A 23,143-nucleotide genomic window follows, 5' to 3' on the forward strand; every position below is an offset into this window, starting at 1 on the left:
ATAAGAATGCCAGCCTTTTTTAACAAACAATCAGGAGGCAATGGCGCAGCAAGTCCATCCCCTGTTCCATCAAGCATCCGGCCGCTTTTGTGCCCGTCCCCGGGATTTGTATTTTTTATGGCAGTATTATATTCTAAAATAGTGTAAAGCTTATTTTAAAGGAGATGGGTGCGTGATGGGTTTAAAGAAAACTTTTACGCTGGCCGGTTCTGATTCGAGCGGCGGCGCGGGACTTCAGGCGGACTTGAAAACATTCCAGGAACTCGGGGTTTACGGCATGTCCGCGATTACTTCCATCGTTGCGATGGATCCTAAAAACGGATGGCATCATCATGTTTTCCCGATTGATGTCAACATTGTTGAACCGCAGCTTGAGACCATCCTTTCTGTCGGAATTGATGCCATGAAAACCGGTATGCTCGGTTCAGTGGATATTATTGAACTGGCCGCCCGTAAAATAGATGAATACCATCTCGACAAAGTGGTCATTGACCCGGTTATGGTATGCAAAGGCGAAGATGAAGTAATGCAGCCGGAAAATACGGATGCAATGCGCGAGCTTTTGCTGCCGCGGGCGACGATTACAACGCCGAACTTGTTTGAAGCCTGGCAGCTGGCACAAACCGGCCCGATTAAAACCGTTGAGGATATGAAAGCAGCAGCGGTCAAAATCCATGAACTGGGCGCGAAAAATGTTGTCATCAAAGGTGGCAGGGGGCTGGATACGGATCAGGCCATCGACTTGTTCTATGATGGGGAAGATTTTGAAATTCTCGAATCGAAAAAAATAAAAACAACATATAACCACGGTGCAGGCTGCACATTTGCCGCAGCCATCACGGCCGAACTGGCAAAGGGCAACACAGTGTCCGGCGCAGTGAAAGTGGCAAAAGAATTTGTCCATATGGCGATTGAACACGGCTTTAAGCTGAACGAATATGTCGGCCCTGTGATGCACGGAGCCTATACCCGTTTTTCGCATACCAACTCTTAAGCCAAACCGGGTCCTGCCGGAACTTTCCGCCGGGGACCCGGTTTTTAATTTTTCCTTAAAGCGCCGCCGGTTGGTATAATGGAAAGAAACAGGAGCGGACGGCCAAAAGGAGGAAAAAAATGGAACCGATACAAAAACAAACAGCCCAAAAATGGCTGGACGAACTTGCCGGAAAACCGGTGTATATCCATTTGGAAACAACCAATGGCGCCTATGCCTCCCATGTCAATGAGTCATTTTTCTCTGCAGGCGCCTATATCCGCAATGCGCAAGTATCCTATGAACACGGAAAAATTGTTGGGGACGGCCCGTACCGGATCGGCCTGAAAATGAAAATTGGCTGGATTTATGCAGAAGGCCTGACCCACTTTGAAAAAGATGAATTCGACCGCTTGCTTTTTGCCGGCCACGGTTTTGACGGGAAGCTGGCCGTTGCCCTCGAATTGAGTACAACACCATTTGAGTGAGGAGATGAGAAAAATGGAAAAAGAGCGCCATGTTCTGGTGATTTTCCCGCATCCCGATGACGAGGCTTTCGGTGTATCCGGCACGATCGCAACCCATGTGAAAAACGGCACGCCGGTCACTTATGCCTGCCTTACGCTCGGGGAAATGGCGCGAAATCTCGGCTATCCCCCTTTTGCCACAAGAGAATCGCTGCCGCATATCCGGAAAAGAGAACTGCAAAAAGCGGCCGAAATCATGGGGATCCAGGATTTGCGCATGATGGGGTTGCGCGATAAAACGGTAGAATTTGAAGATGATGAGAAGATGGCCAAAATGGTACTCGACCTCGTCCACGAGCTGAACCCGTCACTTGTCATTACCTTTTACCCGGGCTACTCTGTCCACCCTGACCATGAAGCAACCGGAAGAGCCGTTGTCCGCGCGCTCCGCCGGATTCCTGAAGACAAACGCCCGAAACTCCACTGCGTTGCTTTTTCCAAAAACCATGAAGCGGAGATCGGAAAGCCGGATGTCCGCAATGATGTGAGCGGCGCAGCCGAGCAAAAAATCGGCGCCATGAAAGCCCACCTTTCCCAGACCGGCTGGATGATGGCGGAACGGGAAGAAAAACTGAAGCAAAAGGACCCGGAAACCCTGGAATGGCTCCATTATGAATACTTCTGGACGTATGACTGGGAAAACGACCGGGTCCGGTAATGGTAAAAAGCGAGCCCGTAAAGGCGCCATGGGCTGAGTGGTGCAAGGGGCTCTGACGCCGTCATTGCAATATAATTGCCCCCCGGTTTACCAATATAAACGGGGGGCAATTGTGTTCTAACACATTTCAAGCATTCTGTAAATCGCTTTTGCCACGCCGTCTTCATCATTTCTTTTCGTCCGGTAGCGGCAAATTTCCAATACTTCATTTTCGGCATTTCCCATCGCAAACGGGTAGCCCACCCTTTCGAGCATGGAAATATCATTTAAGTTGTCCCCGATGGCCATCGTTTTTTCCATCGAGAGCCCGTGTTTTTCCGTGTATTCCTTGAGCGCAATCCCTTTTTGCGCCGACACATGGTTGATTTCAATATTGCGGAATCCTGATGAAGTCACTTTAATATCTGGAAAGTCTTTTTCAAGATCCTTGCCGATTTTCCGCAGCCTTTGTTCTTCTTCATTAAAGGCCAGTATTTTGTAAAACAAAATGGACGGATCGTGAAAAATATCCTTTGTATCTCCAATATTATGGACGTATCTCCGGATGCCGCGCTGCTCAATATAATTTCGCACTTCTTCCACCGGCACTTCAGGGTTTGCGGAATGGAACAAATCGACCAGCATATCCATGTTTTCCTCGTAATCTTCCGTATAAGTGCCTTTATTTGTAAAAAATTCATAATAAATGCCGAGTTGGTCGAAAACATCAGCAACCCGGGAAGCTGTCAGGGGATCCAGCCCGCTTGTTTTGAGTAATTTTCCCTTTTCATCCCGCACTTCGGCCCCGTTCAGCCCGATGACCGTACAGTCAATGCCGACAGGATCGAGCACAAGCCGCGCTTCTTCATAAGACCGGCCAGTTGTCACGACAAAGTGAATCCCTTTTTTCTGTGCCAATTTAATCGCTTCGGCATTTGCCGGGCTGACTTCCTGCCTTGAGTTGAGCAAAGTTCCATCCATATCAGACGCGATACATTCAATCATGATGCCAATCCCCTCCAGAAATATATGATACTGTTTTTCCTTGGTCCGGATGATGCTTCCTTTCCTGTAAGAAAGCCCGGATCATAAAATAACTGACCTCATCCGGCAGCAATTCCTTTATCGGCGTAAGCCGCCCGGTACCTGCCCGGCTTGCGGCATCGGCGATTCGCTCCCGGTACCTTTCGGGAATAAAGCGGCTCCATTCTACCGGAAATCCCTCGTCTGAACATTTGATCACATGCGTTTCAATCGTTCTTTCCGACATGCCGCGGATTTCCGCAATTTCACGGATCGTTTTGCCTTCTTGTAACAGGCGGTATGTCACATGATGGCTTTTTTCTTTCCCGTCTTCACGCGCTTTTTTTGTATGCGGCAATGCTTTCGGCTGCGCTTGCGCTTGTATCCCTTCTTCTTCCATGTATGTCCGGATCACGTGCATAAACAGCTCGGCGTACTGTTCCGCCTTTCTTTCCCCAACCCCTTTCACCTGCAGGAAAGCCTCCCTGGTTACCGGCATCCTGGCACTCATTTCCCTCAGCGACTGGTCGGAAAAGACAATATAAGGCGGTATTTTTTCACGGTCAGCAATCTCTTTGCGAAGTGTGCGCAGTTTTTCAAATAAAAGGTTATCGGTTGCAATTTGCTGCGCCCTGACACTTTCTTTCCGGAAAACCTGTTTTTTTGAAAGCAGGACTTCCACTGCCTTTTTTGTCAGCATAAGCACCGGGTATGTACCGTCTTTGGCACGCAAAAAACCGTCAGCTGTCAGAAAATCAATCAGTTCAGCCACTTCTTTTTGCTTTTTGTCTTTCATAATGCCAAAAGTGGACAGCTTGTCAAAACCGAATTGCCTGATTTTCTGGTCGTTTGATCCGGCCAGCACTTTTGCAATCATGGTTTTGCCGAACCGTTCCTGCATCCTTTTGACACAGGAAAAAACCATTTGCGCTTCTTTTGTCACGTCTGTTTTTGCGCGGGTATCCAAGCAGTTGCCGCATTTGCCGCACGGCTGTGCCTCTTTTTCGCCGAAATAATGCAAAATGAACTGCTGAAAACAGCCTTCCGTATGGCAGTAGTCAATCATTTTTCGCAACTTGGCATACTCGCCCAGTTTTCTGTCTTCGTTGGCTGACTGCTCAATTAAAAAAGTTTGCGTATGGATATCCTGGGGAGCAAACAACAAAATACAGTCGCTTTCTTCCCCATCGCGCCCGGCCCGTCCTGCTTCCTGGTAATACGCCTCCATATTTTTCGGCATATGATAATGGATGACAAACCGCACATTGCTTTTGTCGATCCCCATCCCGAAAGCGGAGGTGGCGACCATCACGGAAACATCATCGTATAAAAACCGGTCCTGAAAGCTGCCGCGCTCCGCTTCTTTCATCCCTGCATGATATTTTCCCGCACGAATGCCATTTTTAACAAGAAAATGATAAATGCGTTCGGCCTCTTTTCTCGTTGCCGTGTAAATGATCCCGGACTGGTTTTTATTTTTCAGGATGTAGTCCAGCACAAAGGCATCGCGGTCCTGGCCTTTCACCACTTGGAAATGCAGGTTCTCACGGGCAAAACCTGTAGCCACTGTGTTTTCTTCCGGAATCATGAGCAGCTGGCAAATGTCTTTCTTTACCTGCGGCGTCGCTGTAGCGGTTAAAGCAAGCGTCACCGGTTTTGGCTTGAATTGTGAAATTAGTTTTTCGATTAAACGGTAGCTTGGGCGGAAGTCGTGGCCCCATTGTGAGATGCAATGCGCTTCATCGACAGCGATAAGGGAGACATTGATGTTTTCGAGAAGATGCAAAAAAGGAGGAAATTCGAGCCGTTCCGGTGCGAGATAAATTAATTTGTATGCGCCCTTTGATGCAGCCGCAAGCCGCTCATTGATTTCTGTCGGATCCAGGGAGCTGTTCACATATGTTGCCGGTATACCCATGCCTGAAAGTGTATCCACCTGGTCTTTCATCAGGGAAATCAGCGGCGAAATGACAAGCGTGACCCCTGATAAAAGCATGGCCGGCACCTGGTAGCAAACCGACTTCCCCCCGCCGGTCGGCATCATGCCCAGTGTATCCTTGCCATCCATGATCCGGCTGATAATGGCTTCCTGCCCGCGGCGGAAATGATCATAGCCATAATATTGCTTTAAAACCTGTTTGGCTTTTTCCATTGCTGCCACAAGGCTCCCATCCTTTCCGCAAAATTTGCCTCTATTATAACAGATTTTGCCGGGGTGGTATACGGAGAAAACCACCCCGGCAGTTGTCCGGCCGGTATATATTATTTTTTCAGCCCCATCGCTCTCAGCAAAGCATCATGGATATATGTGTTTTCATAAGTGCCTTCAAACAACGATGCGCCGCTGCCTATCGCCGTGAGCGGGATATCGACTGCCGTATGGTGGGAAGTTGTCCAGTCCACAACAAATTGCGCGCTGGAACCCGCCACCTGGAACGGTCCGTCTTCTTTTGAAATGCCGTCCCCGGATTCGTCGCTGTTATCGACATTTTCAACCGTCATGCCGCCGCAGTCATGGTCGGCCAGGACGAGCACAAGTGTATCCGGGTGCTTTTTCGCATAATCCTTTGCCACTTTTACCTTATGATCCAGTTGCCGGCCCGCCTTGATCAGCTGGGAGGCGTTATTTTCATGGGCCATTTCATCGATGGCTTCTTCTTCAACCATCAGGAAAAAGCCGTTTTTATTTTTTGACAGCGTGCTGATTGCTTTTTTTGTCATTTCCGGAAGTGAAACAACCGGGTCATACTGGTCGCCATGGCCCTCCTCTCGCTGTTCAAACATTTCTTCATTGGCAAAAAGGCCTAAAAGCTTATTCCCGCCTGCCTTTTTCAACCCGGAAGCATTTGTCACATACTGGTAACCGAGCCGTTTCGCTTTGCTGACAAGATTTCCTTCCGTGCCTTTGCTTGCTTCGGAAGGATCTTTTGCCGGATGGTCTTCATAAGCGCCCTGTGAGCCTTTCGGGTACCAGTAATCTTCCCCGCCGCCGAGCAGCACGTCCACTTTGCTGTTTTCCAAGTATTGCTTTGCAATTTTGCTCTGTTCGGAACGGTTTTTGACATGGGCACCGAAAGCGGCAGGCGTTGCATCTGTGATTTGGCTTGTTGTGACCAATCCTGTTGCTTTGCCGGCTTGCTTTGCTTCTTCAAGAACGGTCTTTTTGCTTACTTTGTTGGCATCAACACCGATTGCCCCGTTATACGTTTTGACGCCTGATGCCATAGCGGTCGCAGCTGCAGCCGAATCGGTCACCACGGAGGTGGAGCTTGTATGTACGACCCCCGCATACGGCATTTTGTTCATCTCAAGGTCCCCGCTCAGGCCGGTTGAAGCAAGGCGGATCGCATCCCGCTGCGCAGCCCCCATACCATCCCCGACAAACAGAATCACATTCTTCGCCTTCGCGGAAGCTACATGACCGGTGTGCTTCGAAGGCTTGTAAGCTTTTGCATCTGTAATGCCGTATACCCCCAATGTCGCCACTGCAGACAAGGCAATTGCCGCTTTCATTATACGGTTCTTTTTACCCAATGTTCTTCCTCCCCTTTTCGTTTTGTGCTTACACCTCCATTGTAAAAAAGGATTTTGAAGGAAGTATGTTGAATTTGTAAAAGAAAGATATAAATCCTGTGTACGGGCCTTTACAAAATGCCGGTTATCTTCTCAACCTAAGGTATTCGTTTCTCGTTTCATTGTAATACTTCAAAATGTCTTCCCCTTTGCGCTGAAAAACACTTAAATAAAGCGCATCAATGATATTCAGCTGCGCCATTCGCGAAGATGTTGTTCCGATCCGGAAATCTTCCTCGGATATCGGCGTACAAAGCCTGATATCCGCTTGTTTATACAATGGAGATTTCTCCATATTCGTGATGGCAATCACTTTTGCCCCTTTCCTTTTCGCAAAATCAGCGAGTTCGAGCACATCCTTCGTCCGCCCGGAAACGCTGAGCGCCACAAACACATCCATCTTATTCATGTAAGGGATTAGGGAGATTAGATAATGATAATCTTGGGAAAAAATGGACTGGCACCCCAGCCTTGTAAATTTATAGCATGCATCGACAGCGGCAGTTACCGACCCGCCGACACCAAAAAACACCACTTTTCTAGCATTTTCAAGCACGTTGGCGGCTTTTTCCAGTTCTCTCCTGTCAAGGGAAGAAACACACGATTCTATCGCCTTCTTATTCCCATACGTAACTTTTTGGAATAAATCATAAGGAGAATCTTTTTGTTGCAAAATTGAAAAGTCTGTCATATGACTTTCGGTTAAAGTTAAATTTTTCACAAGCTCCAGCTTAAACGTTTTAAAACTTGCCATGCCGATTGTTTTGCAAAACCGGACAACGCTTGACTCACTTACGCCGGTTTTTTCTGATAAATCTTTTGTGGTCATCGTCGGAACCATCTCAGGATGCTCCAAAATATATGTGCCAATTTTCTTTTCAGTGCCCGTAAAGTGATGCATTTCCTTTTGAATTCGTTCAAGTATTGAATCCACAACTTTTCCTCCATTTATAACCATCATCGTATACACGAGACAACAGGAGTTTTCCCTCCTTTACGCCTGCCTATTCACCAGTAAAGAAAACAGCGCTTTCCAACATCATAGAATGAAACTTTTTCTCCGTCAATGGCATCGGAAAAATTCTGTTACAACCGCTTTCTCCCTATTCCCTTTCGCTACTTTGTATGATAAAATAAACATCATTTCGCAGGAAAGTTACACCATGACTTCCATCAAGGGGTGTTAGCATGCCATATATCCAGCGTCGGAATGCGATTCTGGCCATGATTTGTTTGTTTCTTATGCTCAGCCTTTCAACTGTATGGTTTTCCTATCGTACGGACAAAAGCAATGCCGCTGCGGCCCCGCCGGCACAAAAACCCGTTCCGACTGTGTTCGTACACGGCTATAAAGGAACGGCCCGATCGTTTAATGGGATGCTCGGTCGGCTGGAAAAAAGCGGAACCGCTGAAAAAGCAATGGTGATTCGCGTTACAAAAGACGGGATGATTGTGGTCAATGGGGAAATTTCCAACCGGGCCCGGCATCCGATGATCCAGGTCATTTTTTCCGATAACCGTGCAAGTTTCCGGCAAACGACCGGCTGGCTTGAAAAAACCATGCACATTCTTTATACGAAATACGATGTGAAAGAAGCCAATCTCGTCGGGCATTCGATGGGCGGTTTGATTTGCACAAAATATATTGAAGACACTTCCGGCAGGCGGCAATATCCGGACATTCAAAAGCTTGTCACGATTGGCAGCCCTTATGAAGGCGTGCTGACTCGTGTTTTTAAGCAAAATCCGAATAATACCGGCGATGCGGCGCGCGACCTGCTTCCGGGTTCCGTTGCGCTCAAAGCTTTGTATGCCAACAAAAGCCGGTTCAACCCGCATATTCAGGTGCTTGCCATTGCAGGCGTTGTGGAAAAACCGGCATTGGGGGATTCCCTTGTTTCCCTGGACAGCGCGCTTGGCGGCAGGTTCATCGTGCCGAAAAAGCAGTATACGTCCAAAATTGTTTACGGAAAAAATGCGCAACACAGCAGCCTTCATGAGAATAAGCGCGTGGACCGGATTGTCACGGACTTTCTTTGGGATGCAAAAAAATAGAAAAAAGCGGCGATACCTGCATAAAAGCAGCATTTGCCGCTTTTTTTGCTTAAACCCGGGGAAACCGTTTTTCCTTTTCTGCCGGAACCGGCTCTTGCAATCTTATTAAAGTTGGGGTGATCCGGTGAAAAAGCAGCAACCGCCCCTTCTTTGCAAGCAAAGGATTAAAAGCGGTCCAGTTGCTGGTACAGTTTCTTTAATGCCTGTTCAATCTCCGCGAGCTGTTTTTCGAGCGGGTGGAGATTCCCTTTTACATACTCAAGTTTTTCCAAATCCTGCTGCAGGCGGACATAATCCGCTTTCAAATCGGCAATTTGGTATTCCACTTCCAGTTTATCCATGATGCACCTCCTTTAAAGGAATGAAAATGGTAAAAATGGTGCCTTCTCCCGGCTTGCTTTCCACCTCAATCCTGCCGCCATGTTTTTTCGCTATGGTCTCCGCAATCGACAAGCCGAGACCGGTTCCGTCACGCACCCTTGCTTTATCTCCTCTGTAAAACCGTTCAAAAATACGGGGAAGGTCATGGGCGTCAATGCCGATTCCGCTGTCCGCGATTTCAATCGCGGCAAAGCTGCCTCTTTTGTACAACGACAGTTTGATGAACCCTTTTTCCGTGTATTGGCGCGCATTTTCAAGAAAAATATAAACCAGTTCCTGCAGCCTTGTCGGATCCCCCCAGACAACCGGGCAGTCCTGCAGGTTGTTCACAAGCAGAATCTCTTCCGGCAGCCCGGACTGGAACCGGCGGGCGATGGAAGTGCATAAATCATAAAGCCCTACTTCTTCGAAACGGTACGGCTGCACGTTCTGGTCGCTCCTTGCGAGGAAAAGCAAATCATCGAGCATGGCTGCCATTAATTTGGCTTCCGTTTTTAAATCGGCGACAATTCCCCTGCCGAACGCGCTCAAATTCTCCCCCTCTTCCCGTTCCAGCAGCTCAGCCGAACTGTAAAAAACGCTGACCGGCGTCCGCAGTTCATGCGATGCATCCGACACAAATTTCCGCTGCTTGTCAAAAGCCTGCTGGATGGGCACAATTGCTTTTCCGGCCAGAAAATAACTGAGCAGCGCAAGCACCCCCGTAAATACAGCAGCCAGGAATAGAAACAGCAAAAGCAGTTTTTTCAAAACAAGATGCGCGCCTGTTGTTTCAATTCCAATCACCGTGTACACACGGCCTATGCCCGGGACGGTTCTCATCCCGGCATGGTACATTGCATGCCGTTCTTTATATTCCGTTTCATACATGCCAGATGGGGAGCTTTTCTCCGTAACAAATTTTTTCATCTTTGTGTGGAAGCCGGGAATCAGTTCCTCTCCCTTGAGCAGGGTGCCGTCCGGCTTAAAAATATAGTAGAAATACGGATGGTCCGCTTCCTTCACCTTTTCGGCAGGTTTTCCTTTTAAACGTGCGATCCCGCTTTTGCTGATGGCCGCCTCCTGTTTCATATACTGGCGGATTTCTCTTGCTTGTTCCCTTTCCGCCACTTTTTGGACGGTTACATACATGACGGCAAGAATAAAGATAAGAAACAGAAAAAAGGTCAATATGTAAACAATGGTTAAGTTTTTCCGGATCGGTTTAAACATGGCCATCATTCATTCTGTATCCGAGCCCCCGCACAGTTTCAATCAAGGACCTTTCCCCTTCTCTGTCAATTTTCTTACGTACGCGTTTTACCAGGGCATCGAGCGCGTTATCGGAAATATCTTCGTCCAGCCCCCAAATATGCTCGATGATTTTTTCGCGCGGCAAAACAAGGTTTTTATTGCGCATGAAATATTCACAAAGCTGGTATTCCTGTCTTGTTAACGGGATCATTTTGCCATTTGCTTCCGCCTGCTTGGATTCAAGATGCAATGCCAGATAAGCGCATGTGATGGTTTCCTGATATGTTTTCAACTTCCTGCGGCCGAGCGCATCAATCCTCGCCACCAGTTCATCAAAGGCAAATGGTTTGACAATATAATCATCTGCGCCTGCCCGAAGCCCGGCAACCACATCATCAACTGCATCCCGTGCCGTCACCATGATAATGCCCCCCTGGAAACCCTGTCTCCTCAGTTTCCGGCAGATCTCAATCCCTTCCAGGCCGGGCATCATCCAGTCCAGCACCAGCATGTCATAAGACCCGAACACCGCTTCGTCATAAGCGCGTTCACCGTCCTGTTCCCATGCGACCTGATGTTTTTCTTTTTCCAGCATATGATGGAGCAATTTGCCGAAACGCCTATCGTCTTCCGCCAGTAAAATTTTCATATTTCATCCCCTCGTCCGAAAGGATTTCTTATTTTTATCATACCATGCGGGTAGAAAAGATTCTAAGTTAATTTTGTTTTTTCAGTTTCATTTCAGATACGGCTTGTATACTGGGCCTGTAAATTAAAGAAGAAGGGGATTATCAAAATGGGAACACCGATACACCCGTTACTGGTGCATTTTCCGATTGCCCTGCTGATATTCGGGGTTATCTTTCAGTTTGTTGCACTGTGGAAAAAAGAATTTTTCAATAAGATGGCGCTGTATTTATTCGGCAGCGGTTTTGTGATGGGAATCGCCAGTTATATGACAGGCGACTCCGCGATTCCGGATGCAAGGGAAAAATGGGGGCAGGCGGTACATTCGATGGTCGAAACACATGAACATTACGCCCTGATTACCATGGCGATTTTCGGCGCCGTCCTGTTTTTCAAACTGCTCGCCCGTTTCAAACCGTATAAATGGATCATGCCGCTTGTGCTTGTCCTGTGCATTGCTGGCACAACCACGCTGGCTTTGACCGGCCATTACGGCGGGAAAATGGTCTATAACATGCCGGGCGAAACATCTGCACCGGCAAAATAAAGGATATGCCGCTTTATCGCGTTTCCTGCGTTAAAGCGGCATATCTTGCATGGGCAGCTTCCAGCAATCCTTGCGGGGAAAGGGTGATCTGTGTCCCAATTTTTCCTGCGCTTACAACGATTTCATCAAGCGTTGCTGCGCTCTCATCGACAAATGTCACATAGTGCTTTTTCATGCCGATCGGGGAACAGCCACCGCGGATATAGCCGGTATATTTTTGGATATCTTTCACATGGATCATTTCGATCTTTTTCTCGCCCGCTGCTTTTGCGGCTTTTTTCAGGTCGAGTTCTGCCGCAACCGGGATGACAAACACATAAAGTTCACCGCTGTGCCCCTGCGTGACCAAGGTTTTATAAACGGCTTCCGGCGGTTTGCCGATTTTTGCCGCAACGGAGATGCCGTCGATTTTCCCGTCCTTTACCTCATACGACAGCATGCCGTACGGGATTTGCTGCGCATCAAGCAGCCGCATCGCATTTGTTTTTGCTATTTTTGCCAAATTCACCACTTCCTCCAGAGGCCTGTTACTATCATTGTACCGGTTTCGGGGCGGATTTTCCATCAAAACAAAAAAGCCGGCCTGCACGGGGCGAGGCCAGCTTCCTTTATTTACGCACACCTTTTTTCTTTTTCTGGTCGATTTCATCTTTTCTCCCCGTGGAGAATTCCACGAGTTCTTCTGCAACCTCATTTCCAAGCTTGGCATTTTTATTCCGCTCAGCATTCTGGTTTCCGTATTTTTGCCTGCCCATTTGCACGCTCCTTTCCTTTTTTACAGCTATATTTTGCATTGAAAAAGGAAGAATATGCGGCTTTCAGATTAATGAATGATATGGGATACCATCCACGGCGTAACAAAAATGGAAATGGCCGCAACGATAATCATGCTGACGCTGGAAATGGCGCCTGACCGGGCGCTGAGTTCGAACGCTTTAGAAGTGCCGATCCCGTTCGCATGCGTTCCAAGCAAGATGCCGTGGGCAATTTCGTTTTTAATGCGCAGATGCTTGATCAGCCACGGCGCCATCACAGAACCGATAATCGCGTTCAAGATCACAAAGACAGCCGTTATAGACGGCACGCCGCCGATTTTTTCAGATACGCCCATTGCAATCGGGGTTGTGATCGTAAACGGGATGATACTGTGCTCCAGGCTTTTGCTGAAATGGAAAAGCGTGGCGATGGCCGAGGAAAGGAATACTGCCATCAGCCATCCCGCCCCGATGCCGATTAAAATTTCAACCGCATATTGGCGGACGATTTTAAAATGGCGGTAAAGCGGCACAGCAAAAGCAACAATGGCCGGCTGCAGCAAATCCGTTAAAACAGAGGTGCCTTTCTGATAGTCCCGGTACGGTATATCTTCCCCGAGTAAAAAGGCGCCTAATAATACCGGCGTGACCAAGAGCGGGGAAACAAAGATTTTTTTATATTTCCTGTGCAGTTTTTTGAAAATCCAGTAACTTCCAACCGTTAACAGCAGGCACACAATTTTAACGATCACGCATCTTCACGCTCCTTCGATTTGCAATTTTGTCCGCAAGCCATCCCGAACAAGCCATCGCGGCAATCAGGCTGATCAGGATCACAACCAGGATTTCCGGGCCGTTATGGACAAGCAGGTTTCTATACTTTACCATGCCGACTGCTGACGGAATAAAAAACAACAGCAGCTCCGCCATCAGGAAATTGGCCCCGATTTCAATCCAGCCCATTTTTACAATGCCGAATTGCAGCAGAAGAAAGAGGACAATCATTGCCAGCATGCTGCCCGGCAGCGGGATGCGCAACAGTTTTGCGACCGCGCCCATGGCTTCAGCGAACAGATACAAACCGGCAATCTGTAACATTCCGATCAGGATTTTTTTCAATATTTTCACCTTCTATAACTAGTTTACCGCGCCTGCGATAATAGGTAAAATGAATATATAGAATGGTAAAAATGCCTTTTATCTATACAAGGAGGGTTCCAGTTGGATATCCAGCATCTCCAGTACTTTGTTTCCGTTGCCACCCACGGCAGCTTCACGAAAGCCGCCCGGGAATGTTATGTATCGCAGCCGACAATCAGCAAAATGATTAAAAGCTTTGAAGCAGAACTCGGCGTCCCCTTGTTTAACCGCGCCGGGAAAAAAATCGTCTTAACCGATGCCGGGCAGGCCGTTTTTCAGCAGGCGCAAAAAACGCTGAAAGCTTTCCGGCAGCTGACAGATGCGATCAATGATGTGGCCGGCCTGAAAAAAGGCACGATCCGGATCGGGCTGCCGCCAATGATCGGGTCGCGCTATTTTCCCCGGGTTATTGATGAATTTCATCATGCCTACCCGGATATTAAAATCCAGCTCGTGGAGGATGTCACAAGAAAAGTAGTCCATGATGTCGAAAATGGGACATTGGATCTCGGCGCCGTCGTGATGCCGGTTGATGATGAGGTGTTCGGGCATTTTTCGTTTGTCCATGACCGGCTTGTGCTGCTTGTGCACCCGTCCCATCCGCTTGCAGGCTGCACAAGCGTCCGGCTGACACAGCTGAAAGAGGAGGAATTCATTTTTTTCCACAGAGATTTTGCCCTTCACGACCAGATTATAAAGGAATGCCTGAAGCTCGGGTTTATGCCGAATATTGTTTACGAAAGCACGCAGTGGGACCTTATCTGCGAATTGGTGGCGTCCAATCTCGGCATTGCCCTGCTGCCGAGTACGATATGCCATGCGTTTAACCCGGAACGCGTCAAAATCATTCATCTGGAAGAACCTGTCCTCCCGTGGAATCTGGCAATCATCTGGCCGAAACACCAATACCTTTCTTTTGCGGTAAAAGAGTGGATCCGGTTTACAAAGAATTTATTCGGCCGCGGGATCCCGCCTGCCGTGCCGCAACCGGAAGAAGCAACGAAAAAAAGAAAGTAAAAAACAGGCGCACGGGTTCAGCAACAGGGAAAATCGGATCAGCAGGGGCGGGGTTTGAGGCACCTGCGAAATTTGCCTGAACCGGGACTTCTCCTGATGATCCGGTTGGACTATTTCACGTTTTAAAGCACTTGTGAAGCTCCCTGAAATCCAAAAAAACCGGCTTGAAGCAGCCGGCTAAGCTTTGATGTCAATCCTGTATGTTTCAAACCAGTAATGGATCTGGGCGAGGTAGGCAAGCAGCTGCGGGCCCGTCATCAGCTGTCCGAACCACGGTGTCCGGAATGCTTTCCCATCTGTCTCCATCAGCTCCATTAATTGATCGCGATGCAGAAATTCATACAAAATGGAATCTTTCTGTTCCAAAACTTCACTAAGCCACCGCTTCACCGCTGCCGTGTAAGCCGGATGGTGCGTTTTCGGATACGGGCTTTTTTTCCGGTATAAAATCTCTTCCGGCAAAATGCCCTCCAGCGCTTTCCGCAAAATGCCCTTTTCCCTGCCGCCGTACATCTTCATCTCCCACGGGATATTCCAGACGTACTCCACAATCCTGTGATCGGCAAACGGTACGCGCACCTCGAGGCTCGCCCCCATGCTCATCCGGTCTTTCCGGTCAAGGAGTGTTGCCATAAACCAAAGCATATTGATGTAAAACAGCTGGCGGCGCTTTTTTTCCAAATCGGTTTCGCCGTCTAAAAGCGGCGTTTCTGCAACAGACGCTTCATATTTCGACATCACGTAATCTTTTAACTGCAATTTTTCCTGCCAGCCTTCTTTTAACAGGCCGATCCGTTCATCGAGGGACCGCATCCATGGGAAGCCTTCACGGTTCAAATCATCTTCGCGCCGGAACCACGGATACCCGCCAAAAATCTCGTCTGCACACTCACCTGAAAGGCTGACGGTAAAATCCTTTTTGATCTCGCGGCAAAACCAGAGCAGCGATGAGTCAACATCCGCCATTCCCGGCACATCCCGGGCGAGAACAGCCGCTTTTAAAGATTCGGCCAGTTCTTCCTGCGTGATCACGCAATGATGGTGGACTGTATCAAATGCTTCTGACATCTTGCGGATAAATACCCCGTCAGCATCCGGCTGAAAATCATTCGCTTTGAAGTATCGGTCGTTCCCTTCGTAATCAATGGAAAAAGTATGCAGCTGCCCTTTTCCTTCCCTTTGAAAATGGCCTGCGGCAATGGCGGTAATGGCGCTTGAATCGACGCCGCCGGATAAAAACGTGCAAACCGGGACATCCGAGACAAGCTGGCGGACAACCGCATCCTGAATGAGCGAACGGACCGTTTCTGCCGTTTCTTCTGCTGTCTCCGTATGCGGCGCGCTTTTCACGTTCCAGTACCGCCATACTTTTAATCCGTTACGATCCATCTTCAGCGCATGTGCCGGGCGCAGTTCCGCCATGCCGCGAAATATTCCCGTCCCAGGTGTCCTCGACGGCCCGAGCCCCCATATTTCGGCAAGCCCTGCCTCATCCACTTCCGCTTTCACGTCCGGGTGGGCGAGCATCGCTTTTACTTCCGAGCCGAACAAAAGCCCGCTTCCGTGTGCTTTGTAAAAAAACGGCTTTACCCCGAGGCGGTCGCGTGCCGCAAATACCTGTTCCTTATTCCCGTCCCAGACCGCAAACGCAAAAATGCCGTTTAGGCGGTCCACACATGCCTCTCCCCACTCGATATAAGCGGTTAAAAGCACTTCCGTATCCGAGTGGCCTTGATAAGTATAGCCTTTTTTCAAAAGCTCCGCGCGCAAATCTTCCGTATTGTACAATTCGCCGTTATAGCAAATTGTATACATCTTTCCGTCCTTTTGTCGCGTCATCGGCTGCACGCCGCATAAAGGGTCAACAACGACGAGCCGTTTATGGCCGAATGCCGCATGCGGCGAAAGCCAGTAATTCGTATCATCCGGTCCCCGTTTGGTCAACGTCTCTGTCATTTTTTTGACCGTTTCCAGTTCACTCCGCAAGTCTTTTTGAAAATCGACCCATCCGGTTATTCCGCACATTCCGGCTCACCCTTCCTGAATTTCTCTACTTCCTGCGGCCCATAAAAGCCGCTTTGCCGTGCCATTTTTCTTACCGGCTGTATTAGTATATAGGTGCATGCCCCAAAATGTGCATGGTTCTGTAAAACGAAGTAAAAAAGCGTTTTGTGATAAAATGATAATAAGTTTTTGGACAGAAAGGGTTGAGCCGATGATTTCCGCTTTGATCATCATACTGGCGCTCGTCTTGTTATTGCCTTTTTTTGTGCCGTTAGTCGAGCGCAATTTGGAAATATTTTTGTTTATAATGGGGTGGGCCGCGGCCATTGCCGGCGGTGTCCTGGACAAACCCCTGTTGAAGAAGGCTTTGGAAGACCCGGTTAACATCACCATTGCCGTATTTGTAGCCGGCCTGTTGTTCCGCTGGCTGGAGCGGCCGCTTGAAAAAGTGATTTCCGCCATTAACCGGGGGATACCGTTTCCGCTTCTGGCTGCCTTGACTGTAATCCTTCTCGGGTTGCTTTCGAGTGTCATCACGGCCATTATTGCCGCTTTAATTTTAGTCGTGATTGTCAGCGTGCTGCGGCTTGACCGGAAATCGGAAACACAGCTCGTCGTCTACTCCTGCTTTTCCATCGGGCTCGGCGCCGCACTGACGCCGATCGGCGAACCGCTCTCCACCCTTGCGATCAGCAAACTGGGGGAGGACTTTTTCTATTTGCTTCGCCTGATCGGGCCGGAAGTCATTTCCGCTGTTGTGATTTTCGGCATTCTGGCTGCCGTTGTGATCAAACCCGAACAGTCGGCGATCGGGCTGAAAACGGCGCATACACGAGAGTCTTATGTGGAGATTGCGGGACGGACAGTGAAAATTTACTTGTTTGTGATGGGGCTGACCTTGCTCGGCGCTGGGTTTGAACCGCTCATTAACCGCTTCCTGCTCGATTTGAGCCCGTTTATTTTGTACTGGATCAATATGATTTCAGCCGTGCTGGACAATGCGACACTGGCAGCAGCAGAAATCAGCCCGAAAATGGCGGACAAAACGGTACAGGCCATTTTGCTCGGACTGCTGATCAGCGGAGGCATGCTTGTACCCGGCAATATCCCGAATATAATCTCCGCCGGAAAACTCCGGATCACAAGTCGGGAATGGGCCCGGTTCGGCCTCCCAATCGGTCTCGCCGCCATGGCCGTTTATTTTGTCGTGATTTTGTTTGTATAAGAGGGTTGAAGACAGGTTTACAAAAGGATAGGGATGGCTGCCGCTTTTTCTTTTTCCGTTATGGAAGACAGATTGTGCGGCGGGCGATCCCCTTTATCCCTGCCACGAAAGGCAGACTGGGGCACCATTCTTATAAACCTATTAGAACACAGTACCCGGCAAAAACTATCCTCCCCATAGTCCCATCTTTATACCTTTGGTCAAAATTATCTTATTTATTAAAAAAATAAACATACGTTCGTTTTTTGGTTTATAATTGTATTATCCCATTCACTTTATATAACAAGATATTTACACAGGGGGGATAAAGAGTGAAGACGATCACAATTCGGTTTCATCCTACTGTCTGCCATAAACGCAGGCGGCTTTATTTTTCTTAACTTCCATAATGTTGTACATCAGTTCCTGCGCCAAATTTTTTCCGTCTGCCAGTCCGGCTGCTCTCAAAATCATTTGGTTATGAATGAATGACAGAGACGCGTGTCGGCCGTGCCAATGTCCAAAATGTGCCGGAATCAAAATGCCGGGCCGCCTGTCAGCAAGCCCGGCAACAATGCTATTTGGACATTCTCGGCCGTTTATCCGGCAGTTTTTTGATCAACTGGTTCGCGACTTCCGAAGCCACCAGCCCGATCGCAATTGCAACAGAGAGAAGCAGCACTTTTGCGGCAAGCGATACGGCGCCGTTATAATCGTTTTGGACGAAGTGCCGCATGGCGTCATACGCAAGGCCGCCTGGCACAAGCGGGATAATCCCGCCGACCGTAAAAATCAAGATCGGCGTCTTATAAAAACGGGCAAACACCTGGCTGATCACCCCGACGAAAAAAGCAGCAATAAACGTGCCATACACGACGTTCTGCTCATACAAGTAAAATAGAAAATAAATGCCCCAGCCGATCATGCCGGTAATCCCGCACTGGATCAACAATTTTCTCGGTGCATTGAAAAGAATGCCAAATCCCGCCGAAGCCAAAAAGCTGGTTAATAGCTGCTGGAACAACTTCCGTCACCCTTTTGAAAAACTGTAATCATGGAGATGTGTAAAAGCGCAGGCATCTTTAAAAAATTGTGAGTATAATCGCGATCCCGGCACCGATGGCAAATGAGGTCAAAAATGCTTCTGCGCCCTTTGTGACGCCGGAAAAAAGATGCCCCGCCATCAGGTCGCGCAATGCGTTGGTAATCGCCAGCCCCGGAACAAGCGGCATGACAGAGCCGATAATGATTTTGTCCAGTTCCCGGCCGATGCCTGCATGGACAAGGATGTAAGCTGTAATCCCGATCACAAGCGAAGCGACAAATTCAGCAAAGAAACGCACCTTTACGAATCGGTGGATGGAATGCGTGCTGAGAAAGCCAAGGCCGCCTGCAATACACGCAGGCAGAAAATCAATCCAGCCGCCTAAAAAAATGATGACAAAACAGCCACTTGAAATCGCCGCAGCCACAAATTGCAGCCAGAGAGGGTAAGCTTCCTCTTCCGTTTCAATTTTTTTCAACTGTCCATACGCTTCCTCGAGGGTGATGCCCCGGTTGCTGATTTGCCGCGAGATGCTGTTGACCTGGTCGACTTTTCTCAAATCCGTTGAACGTTCGGAGATGCGGATCAACTTTGTCAGTTCCGCCCCGTCCAGTGAAAAAATAATGGCTGTCGGGGTGACAAAGCTGTGCGACCCACTGATCCCGGCAGCTGCAGCAATTCTCGACATCGTATCTTCCACACGGTACGTTTCCGCGCCGCTCATCAGCATGATTTTTCCGGCTAATAAGCAAACCCTCATGACCTGCTGGGCTTCATTCTGATACATGCTCATTTCTCCCTATCGATTCACCTGCAATTATTTAACCACAGTTTGCCGGCCATTAAAATAGCCGGCTCCATTTTTCAGGGCCGGCTTTTTATTGAAAAACTGGCTAAACGCGCCGTCTTCAATGTCAAAATTATTTAATTTCGACGGTCCAATTGAGCGGATCTTCCGTTTTTCCGAGCTGGATGCCGGTTAAAGCATCATAAAGCCGGTTTGCAACCGAATCCGGCGTTTCAGCATTTGGAAGCTTCATCGCAATATCCTTCCAGCCGAGTTCGCCAACAGGGGAAATCACAGCTGCCGTTCCTGTGCCGAACACTTCTTCCAGATGCCCTTTTTTATAAGCGTCATAAATTTCATCAATGGAAATTTTCGTTTCCTTTACAGGGACATTCCAGTACTTCAGCAGCGCGATAACGGAGTCTCTTGTGACACCGCCGAGAATGCTGCCGTTCAGTTTCGGAGTGACGACTTCTCCGTTGATTTTAAAGAAGATGTTCATGCTGCCGACTTCTTCAATATATTTTCTTTCCACACCGTCCAGCCAGAGCACCTGGTCGTAGCCCGACTCCTCTGCTTTTTCCTGTGCTTTCAAACTTGCTGCATAATTGCCGCCTGTTTTTGTAAAGCCGACGCCGCCCGGGACAGCCCGGACATATTCGTCTTCCACATAAATGCGGACAGGTTTCAGCTGGTCGCCGTAATACGAACCAACAGGAGAAAGGATAATCATGAATTTATATTCGTGTGCCGGGTGTACGCCAAGGCTGGGCTCCGTTGCAATAATGAACGGGCGGATGTAAAGCGATGTCCCTTCCCCGTCCGGAATCCAGTCCTTTTCAAGCTCAACAAGCTGCTTAATGGCATCAAGCACAATGGTCTCGTCTATTTGCGGGATGCTTAACCTCGCGCAAGACACATTCATCCGGGCAACATTTTTTTCAGGCCTGAACAACAGAACCCTGCCGTCCTTTGCGCGATAGGCTTTTAATCCTTCGAATACAGACTGGCTGTAATGGAATACCATTGCTGCCGGATCCAATACAAGCGGTGCGTACGGTGTTATTCGTGGTTGGTGCCAGCCTTCTTCGTCATTATAGTCCATGACAAACATATAGTCCGTGAAATGTTTGCCAAAACCCAATGATTCAACAGCCGGTTTTTCTTTTTTCACATCTGCTTTCACTAATTCGATAACCTGATTCAAACCGATAGCATCCCTTTCTAATACGTGAAATTATTATTTTCGATCTATTATAACAACTTTACGGAGAAAAGACCAGAGGCTTTATGAAATTTTTAAAATTTTTTGAGTGAAGCGCTTTCCGAACCAATAGCAGATACAACTTTAGACTCCCCCTGTAAAACAGGCTGCATACATGATAAAAGCGGCGGGGCCACGGTAAATCGTGTCCCGCCGCTTTTATCTGATATCCCCCCCAAGAATGCCTGTGCATTAAACCAGCTGGTGCATGCAAAGTTTTTCCTTTAAAGCGGATTCGGCAAGTTTTGCATCAAGCCTTCCTTGCCGATGCCTCCAAATCCGGCAGGGCAGGCGTTCTCAGCAGGCTGTACCAGTTCTTGAAAGCGGAGATCATAATGACGAGCCCGAGAATGAGCATAATGATTGACAAAATGCCGTTCAGTACATTGTAGCCCGGCGCGGCATGGTTCAGGTAAACATTTTTCACCATCCAATAGCCGGCATAGTTCACCGTAACATACAAATACGCAAGCGGAATCAGGCAAGTGAACATATACCGTTTTTTATCGGCAATTTTCAAAATGACGGTTGCCCCGACAATCAGCCCGATCGAGGCCATCAGCTGGTTCGATACGCCGAACAGCGCCCAGACTGAACCGATATCGCCGGAGTAAAGCAAATAGCCCCACATGAAGCAGGCCGCGGCGCTTGTGAGAATGGATCCCGGCAGCCAGTCGGTCTTTTTGAGCGGTTTATACAATTCCCCTAAAAAGTCTTGCAGCAGGTAGCGCGCGACCCGTGTCCCCGAATCGATCGCCGTCAGGATAAACACGGCTTCAAACAAAATGACAAATTGATAGAAATAGGGTGCAAGATTGCTAAACCAGTGGATTTTTGTAAAAATATACGTCATGCCGACTGCAAGCGTTACCGCACCCCCGGTTCTGCCGGCCAGGTCCATCCCGATTTCACTGCTTAAATGCGGAAGATTGACAACATGCATGCCGAGCGTCTTAAAGACTTCCGGCGTGGAGTTGATGGCAAAGTAATCGGCGGGCTGCAGGGCGGTCGCAGCGACAAGCGCCATCACGCCGACAAGCGATTCGACAAGCATGGCGCCAAATGCAACCGGCTTGATATCCGTCCATTTATCGAGCATTTTCGGCGTTGTGCCGGAGCCGATAAAGGCATGGAAACCGGAAATCGCACCGCAGGCAATCGTGATCGAAATAAACGGCCAGACCGGTCCTGTCATCGTCGGGCCGCCGCCGTGGATAAATTGCGACAGCGCCGGCATATGAATCGGCGGATTAATGATAAATATACCAATAATGAGGGCAATAAATACGCCGATTTTCATAAAGCTGCTCAAATAATCACGCGGCGCCAACAGCAGCCATACCGGCAGGGCCGCGGCAAAAAATGCATAAGCCGGAAGAATAATGGCCAATGTTTTCGGATCAAACGTAAGCCATTCGCCAATTACCGTATGGCGGATCCACGGACCGGCAAAAACGCCCGCTACGATCAGGAGGAAACCGATCGTTGTGGTCAGCTTCAAATTGCCGGTTTTTTTGTAAAACAAGCCAACGCCCATTGCAACCGGGATCGTGATCCCCACGGAAAAGGTGCCCCACGGGTTATTTTGCAGGGCATTTACGACAACCATGGAAAGGCCGGCCATCGTAATCACAATAATAAACAGCATGGCAAGGCCTGTACAGAACCCGGCAACCGACCCCATTTCCTCTTTTGCCACTTCAGAAAGCGATTTCCCTTTCCGGCGCATGGAGGCAAAGAGCACAACAGCATCGTGTACGGCCCCGCCGATAACAGCGCCGATCAAGAGCCATAAGAGGCCTGGCAAATAGCCGAACTGCGCTGCCAAAATGGGTCCGACAAGCGGGCCTGCAGCCGCAATCGCCGCAAAATGGTGCCCGAACGTCACCCATTTATTGGTCGGCACATAATCTTTACCGTCGTTAAACTCATGTGCCGGCGTCGGCGTATCATTGTTCAGCTTTAACACCTTTACGGCCATAAACGTACCATATAAACGATAAGCAATCATTAAGATACAGATGGAGCCGATTACAATTGTAATCGCATTCATTTGGTGAAAGCCTCCTTTTTTGTCATTCTCAACGCTTATATTTTATAAGTTATGCACGCTGTAAAAGCGGTTTTCCGGCAAAATGCAAATATCCAAGGATAAGAGGGCGAATCCAGAATAATATTCCACTTGGCTCGCCTGCCTTATAGGTAAATATATTCTGATAAGATTTGAAAGTCAATAACTTTTGCAACTTCTATAACTTATTTTCAGCAGTTAGCAATCCCCCCTTTGTTTT

Annotated in this window: 23 protein-coding genes; 7 read left to right on the forward strand and 16 right to left on the reverse strand. The window is 48.6% G+C overall.

Annotated elements, in window-relative coordinates:
- The first annotated feature begins 175 nt into the window (after positions 1-175).
- From pdxK to bshB2, 3 genes are all read left to right on the forward strand, one after another.
- Positions 176-994 carry a pyridoxine/pyridoxal/pyridoxamine kinase gene (pdxK, locus tag NST20_RS15650; protein WP_342399797.1) on the forward strand — a complete coding sequence of 273 codons (819 nt, stop codon included), beginning with the start codon at positions 176-178 and terminating at the stop codon, positions 992-994.
- Between the two features lie 119 nt (positions 995-1,113).
- Positions 1,114-1,461 (forward strand): YojF family protein, encoded by a 348-nt coding sequence (locus NST20_RS15655; RefSeq protein ID WP_017550997.1) that lies wholly within the window; start codon positions 1,114-1,116, stop codon positions 1,459-1,461.
- 13 nt (positions 1,462-1,474) lie between these two features.
- Positions 1,475-2,158: a bacillithiol biosynthesis deacetylase BshB2 gene (gene bshB2, locus NST20_RS15660; protein WP_019720390.1), complete on the forward strand. Its 684-nt coding sequence runs from the start codon at positions 1,475-1,477 to the stop codon at positions 2,156-2,158.
- Positions 2,159-2,275: 117 nt separating this feature from the next.
- On the opposite strand, the gene NST20_RS15665 is transcribed toward bshB2, so the two are convergent.
- The 4 genes from NST20_RS15665 to NST20_RS15680 all read right to left on the reverse strand — a co-directional run bounded on the left by NST20_RS15665 (position 2,276) and on the right by NST20_RS15680 (position 7,667).
- On the reverse strand, positions 2,276-3,142 hold the full coding sequence (locus NST20_RS15665) for a Cof-type HAD-IIB family hydrolase (RefSeq protein WP_029142597.1): 867 nt from the start codon (positions 3,140-3,142) through the stop codon (positions 2,276-2,278).
- The gene (recQ, locus tag NST20_RS15670) at positions 3,135-5,321 is read right to left on the reverse strand and encodes a DNA helicase RecQ (RefSeq protein WP_342399798.1); all 2,187 of its coding nucleotides are present in this window, start codon (positions 5,319-5,321) and stop codon (positions 3,135-3,137) included. Before recQ ends, NST20_RS15665 begins: the two co-directional genes overlap by 8 nt.
- Before the next feature lie 101 nt (positions 5,322-5,422).
- Positions 5,423-6,694, reverse strand: a complete 1,272-nt coding sequence (locus NST20_RS15675; RefSeq protein ID WP_342399799.1) for an alkaline phosphatase — start codon at positions 6,692-6,694, stop codon at positions 5,423-5,425.
- 124 nt (positions 6,695-6,818) lie between these two features.
- The gene (locus NST20_RS15680; protein WP_328013836.1) at positions 6,819-7,667 is read right to left on the reverse strand and encodes a MurR/RpiR family transcriptional regulator; all 849 of its coding nucleotides are present in this window, start codon (positions 7,665-7,667) and stop codon (positions 6,819-6,821) included.
- A 254-nt stretch (positions 7,668-7,921) separates the two neighbouring features.
- Here NST20_RS15680 and NST20_RS15685 point away from each other — a divergent pair, with 254 nt between their 5' ends.
- Positions 7,922-8,788, forward strand: a complete 867-nt coding sequence (locus tag NST20_RS15685) for an alpha/beta hydrolase (RefSeq protein ID WP_342399800.1) — start codon at positions 7,922-7,924, stop codon at positions 8,786-8,788.
- A 164-nt stretch (positions 8,789-8,952) separates the two neighbouring features.
- Here NST20_RS15685 and NST20_RS15690 read toward each other — a convergent pair whose 3' ends face one another.
- The 3 genes from NST20_RS15690 to NST20_RS15700 are packed head-to-tail and all read right to left on the reverse strand — an operon-like array spanning position 8,953 to position 11,051.
- A complete protein-coding gene (locus tag NST20_RS15690) occupies positions 8,953-9,129 on the reverse strand; it encodes an SE1832 family protein (protein WP_013860804.1) in 177 nt (58 codons plus the stop codon).
- Entirely contained in the window at positions 9,122-10,390 is a 1,269-nt protein-coding gene (locus NST20_RS15695) for a HAMP domain-containing sensor histidine kinase (protein ID WP_014096693.1), read from the reverse strand. Before NST20_RS15695 ends, NST20_RS15690 begins: the two co-directional genes overlap by 8 nt.
- Positions 10,374-11,051: a response regulator transcription factor gene (locus NST20_RS15700; RefSeq protein WP_013860806.1), complete on the reverse strand. Its 678-nt coding sequence runs from the start codon at positions 11,049-11,051 to the stop codon at positions 10,374-10,376. Before NST20_RS15700 ends, NST20_RS15695 begins: the two co-directional genes overlap by 17 nt.
- 147 nt (positions 11,052-11,198) lie before the next feature.
- On the opposite strand from NST20_RS15700, the gene NST20_RS15705 reads away from it, so the two are divergent.
- On the forward strand, positions 11,199-11,636 hold the full coding sequence (locus NST20_RS15705) for a DUF2231 domain-containing protein (RefSeq protein ID WP_013860807.1): 438 nt from the start codon (positions 11,199-11,201) through the stop codon (positions 11,634-11,636).
- 13 nt (positions 11,637-11,649) lie between these two features.
- On the opposite strand, the gene ybaK is transcribed toward NST20_RS15705, so the two are convergent.
- The 4 genes from ybaK to NST20_RS15725 all read right to left on the reverse strand — a co-directional run bounded on the left by ybaK (position 11,650) and on the right by NST20_RS15725 (position 13,510).
- Positions 11,650-12,138, reverse strand: a complete 489-nt coding sequence (gene ybaK, locus NST20_RS15710) for a Cys-tRNA(Pro) deacylase (RefSeq protein WP_133536477.1) — start codon at positions 12,136-12,138, stop codon at positions 11,650-11,652.
- A gap of 106 nt (positions 12,139-12,244) precedes the next feature.
- Positions 12,245-12,391, reverse strand: coding sequence for a hypothetical protein (locus NST20_RS15715; RefSeq protein ID WP_013860809.1), 147 nt, complete (start codon positions 12,389-12,391; stop codon positions 12,245-12,247).
- A 68-nt stretch (positions 12,392-12,459) separates the two neighbouring features.
- Positions 12,460-13,143, reverse strand: coding sequence for an LrgB family protein (locus NST20_RS15720; RefSeq protein ID WP_328193134.1), 684 nt, complete (start codon positions 13,141-13,143; stop codon positions 12,460-12,462).
- On the reverse strand, positions 13,133-13,510 hold the full coding sequence (locus NST20_RS15725) for a CidA/LrgA family holin-like protein (protein WP_019720397.1): 378 nt from the start codon (positions 13,508-13,510) through the stop codon (positions 13,133-13,135). Before NST20_RS15725 ends, NST20_RS15720 begins: the two co-directional genes overlap by 11 nt.
- Positions 13,511-13,612: 102 nt before the next feature.
- On the opposite strand from NST20_RS15725, the gene NST20_RS15730 reads away from it, so the two are divergent.
- Positions 13,613-14,548, forward strand: coding sequence for a LysR family transcriptional regulator (locus tag NST20_RS15730; protein ID WP_237348704.1), 936 nt, complete (start codon positions 13,613-13,615; stop codon positions 14,546-14,548).
- Positions 14,549-14,725: 177 nt separating this feature from the next.
- Here NST20_RS15730 and asnB read toward each other — a convergent pair whose 3' ends face one another.
- A complete protein-coding gene (asnB, locus tag NST20_RS15735) occupies positions 14,726-16,573 on the reverse strand; it encodes an asparagine synthase (glutamine-hydrolyzing) (protein ID WP_237348705.1) in 1,848 nt (615 codons plus the stop codon).
- Positions 16,574-16,763: 190 nt separating this feature from the next.
- On the opposite strand from asnB, the gene NST20_RS15740 reads away from it, so the two are divergent.
- Positions 16,764-17,777, forward strand: coding sequence for a DUF1646 family protein (locus NST20_RS15740; protein ID WP_041819559.1), 1,014 nt, complete (start codon positions 16,764-16,766; stop codon positions 17,775-17,777).
- Between the two features lie 556 nt (positions 17,778-18,333).
- Here NST20_RS15740 and NST20_RS15745 read toward each other — a convergent pair.
- The 4 genes from NST20_RS15745 to NST20_RS15760 all read right to left on the reverse strand — a co-directional run bounded on the left by NST20_RS15745 (position 18,334) and on the right by NST20_RS15760 (position 22,905).
- Entirely contained in the window at positions 18,334-18,780 is a 447-nt protein-coding gene (locus NST20_RS15745; RefSeq protein ID WP_342399801.1) for a threonine/serine exporter family protein, read from the reverse strand.
- Between the two features lie 58 nt (positions 18,781-18,838).
- Entirely contained in the window at positions 18,839-19,588 is a 750-nt protein-coding gene (locus tag NST20_RS15750) for a threonine/serine exporter family protein (RefSeq protein WP_258922172.1), read from the reverse strand.
- Positions 19,589-19,721: 133 nt separating this feature from the next.
- Positions 19,722-20,795, reverse strand: coding sequence for a branched-chain amino acid aminotransferase (locus NST20_RS15755; protein ID WP_013860817.1), 1,074 nt, complete (start codon positions 20,793-20,795; stop codon positions 19,722-19,724).
- A 307-nt stretch (positions 20,796-21,102) separates the two neighbouring features.
- Complete coding sequence (locus NST20_RS15760) at positions 21,103-22,905, reverse strand: carbon starvation protein A (protein WP_342399802.1); 1,803 nt, start codon at positions 22,903-22,905, stop codon at positions 21,103-21,105.
- Positions 22,906-23,143 lie beyond the last annotated feature (238 nt).

The sequence above is a fragment of the Weizmannia sp. FSL W8-0676 genome (assembly GCF_038593015.1).
GTDB classification, from domain to species: domain Bacteria; phylum Bacillota; class Bacilli; order Bacillales; family Bacillaceae_C; genus Weizmannia; species Weizmannia coagulans.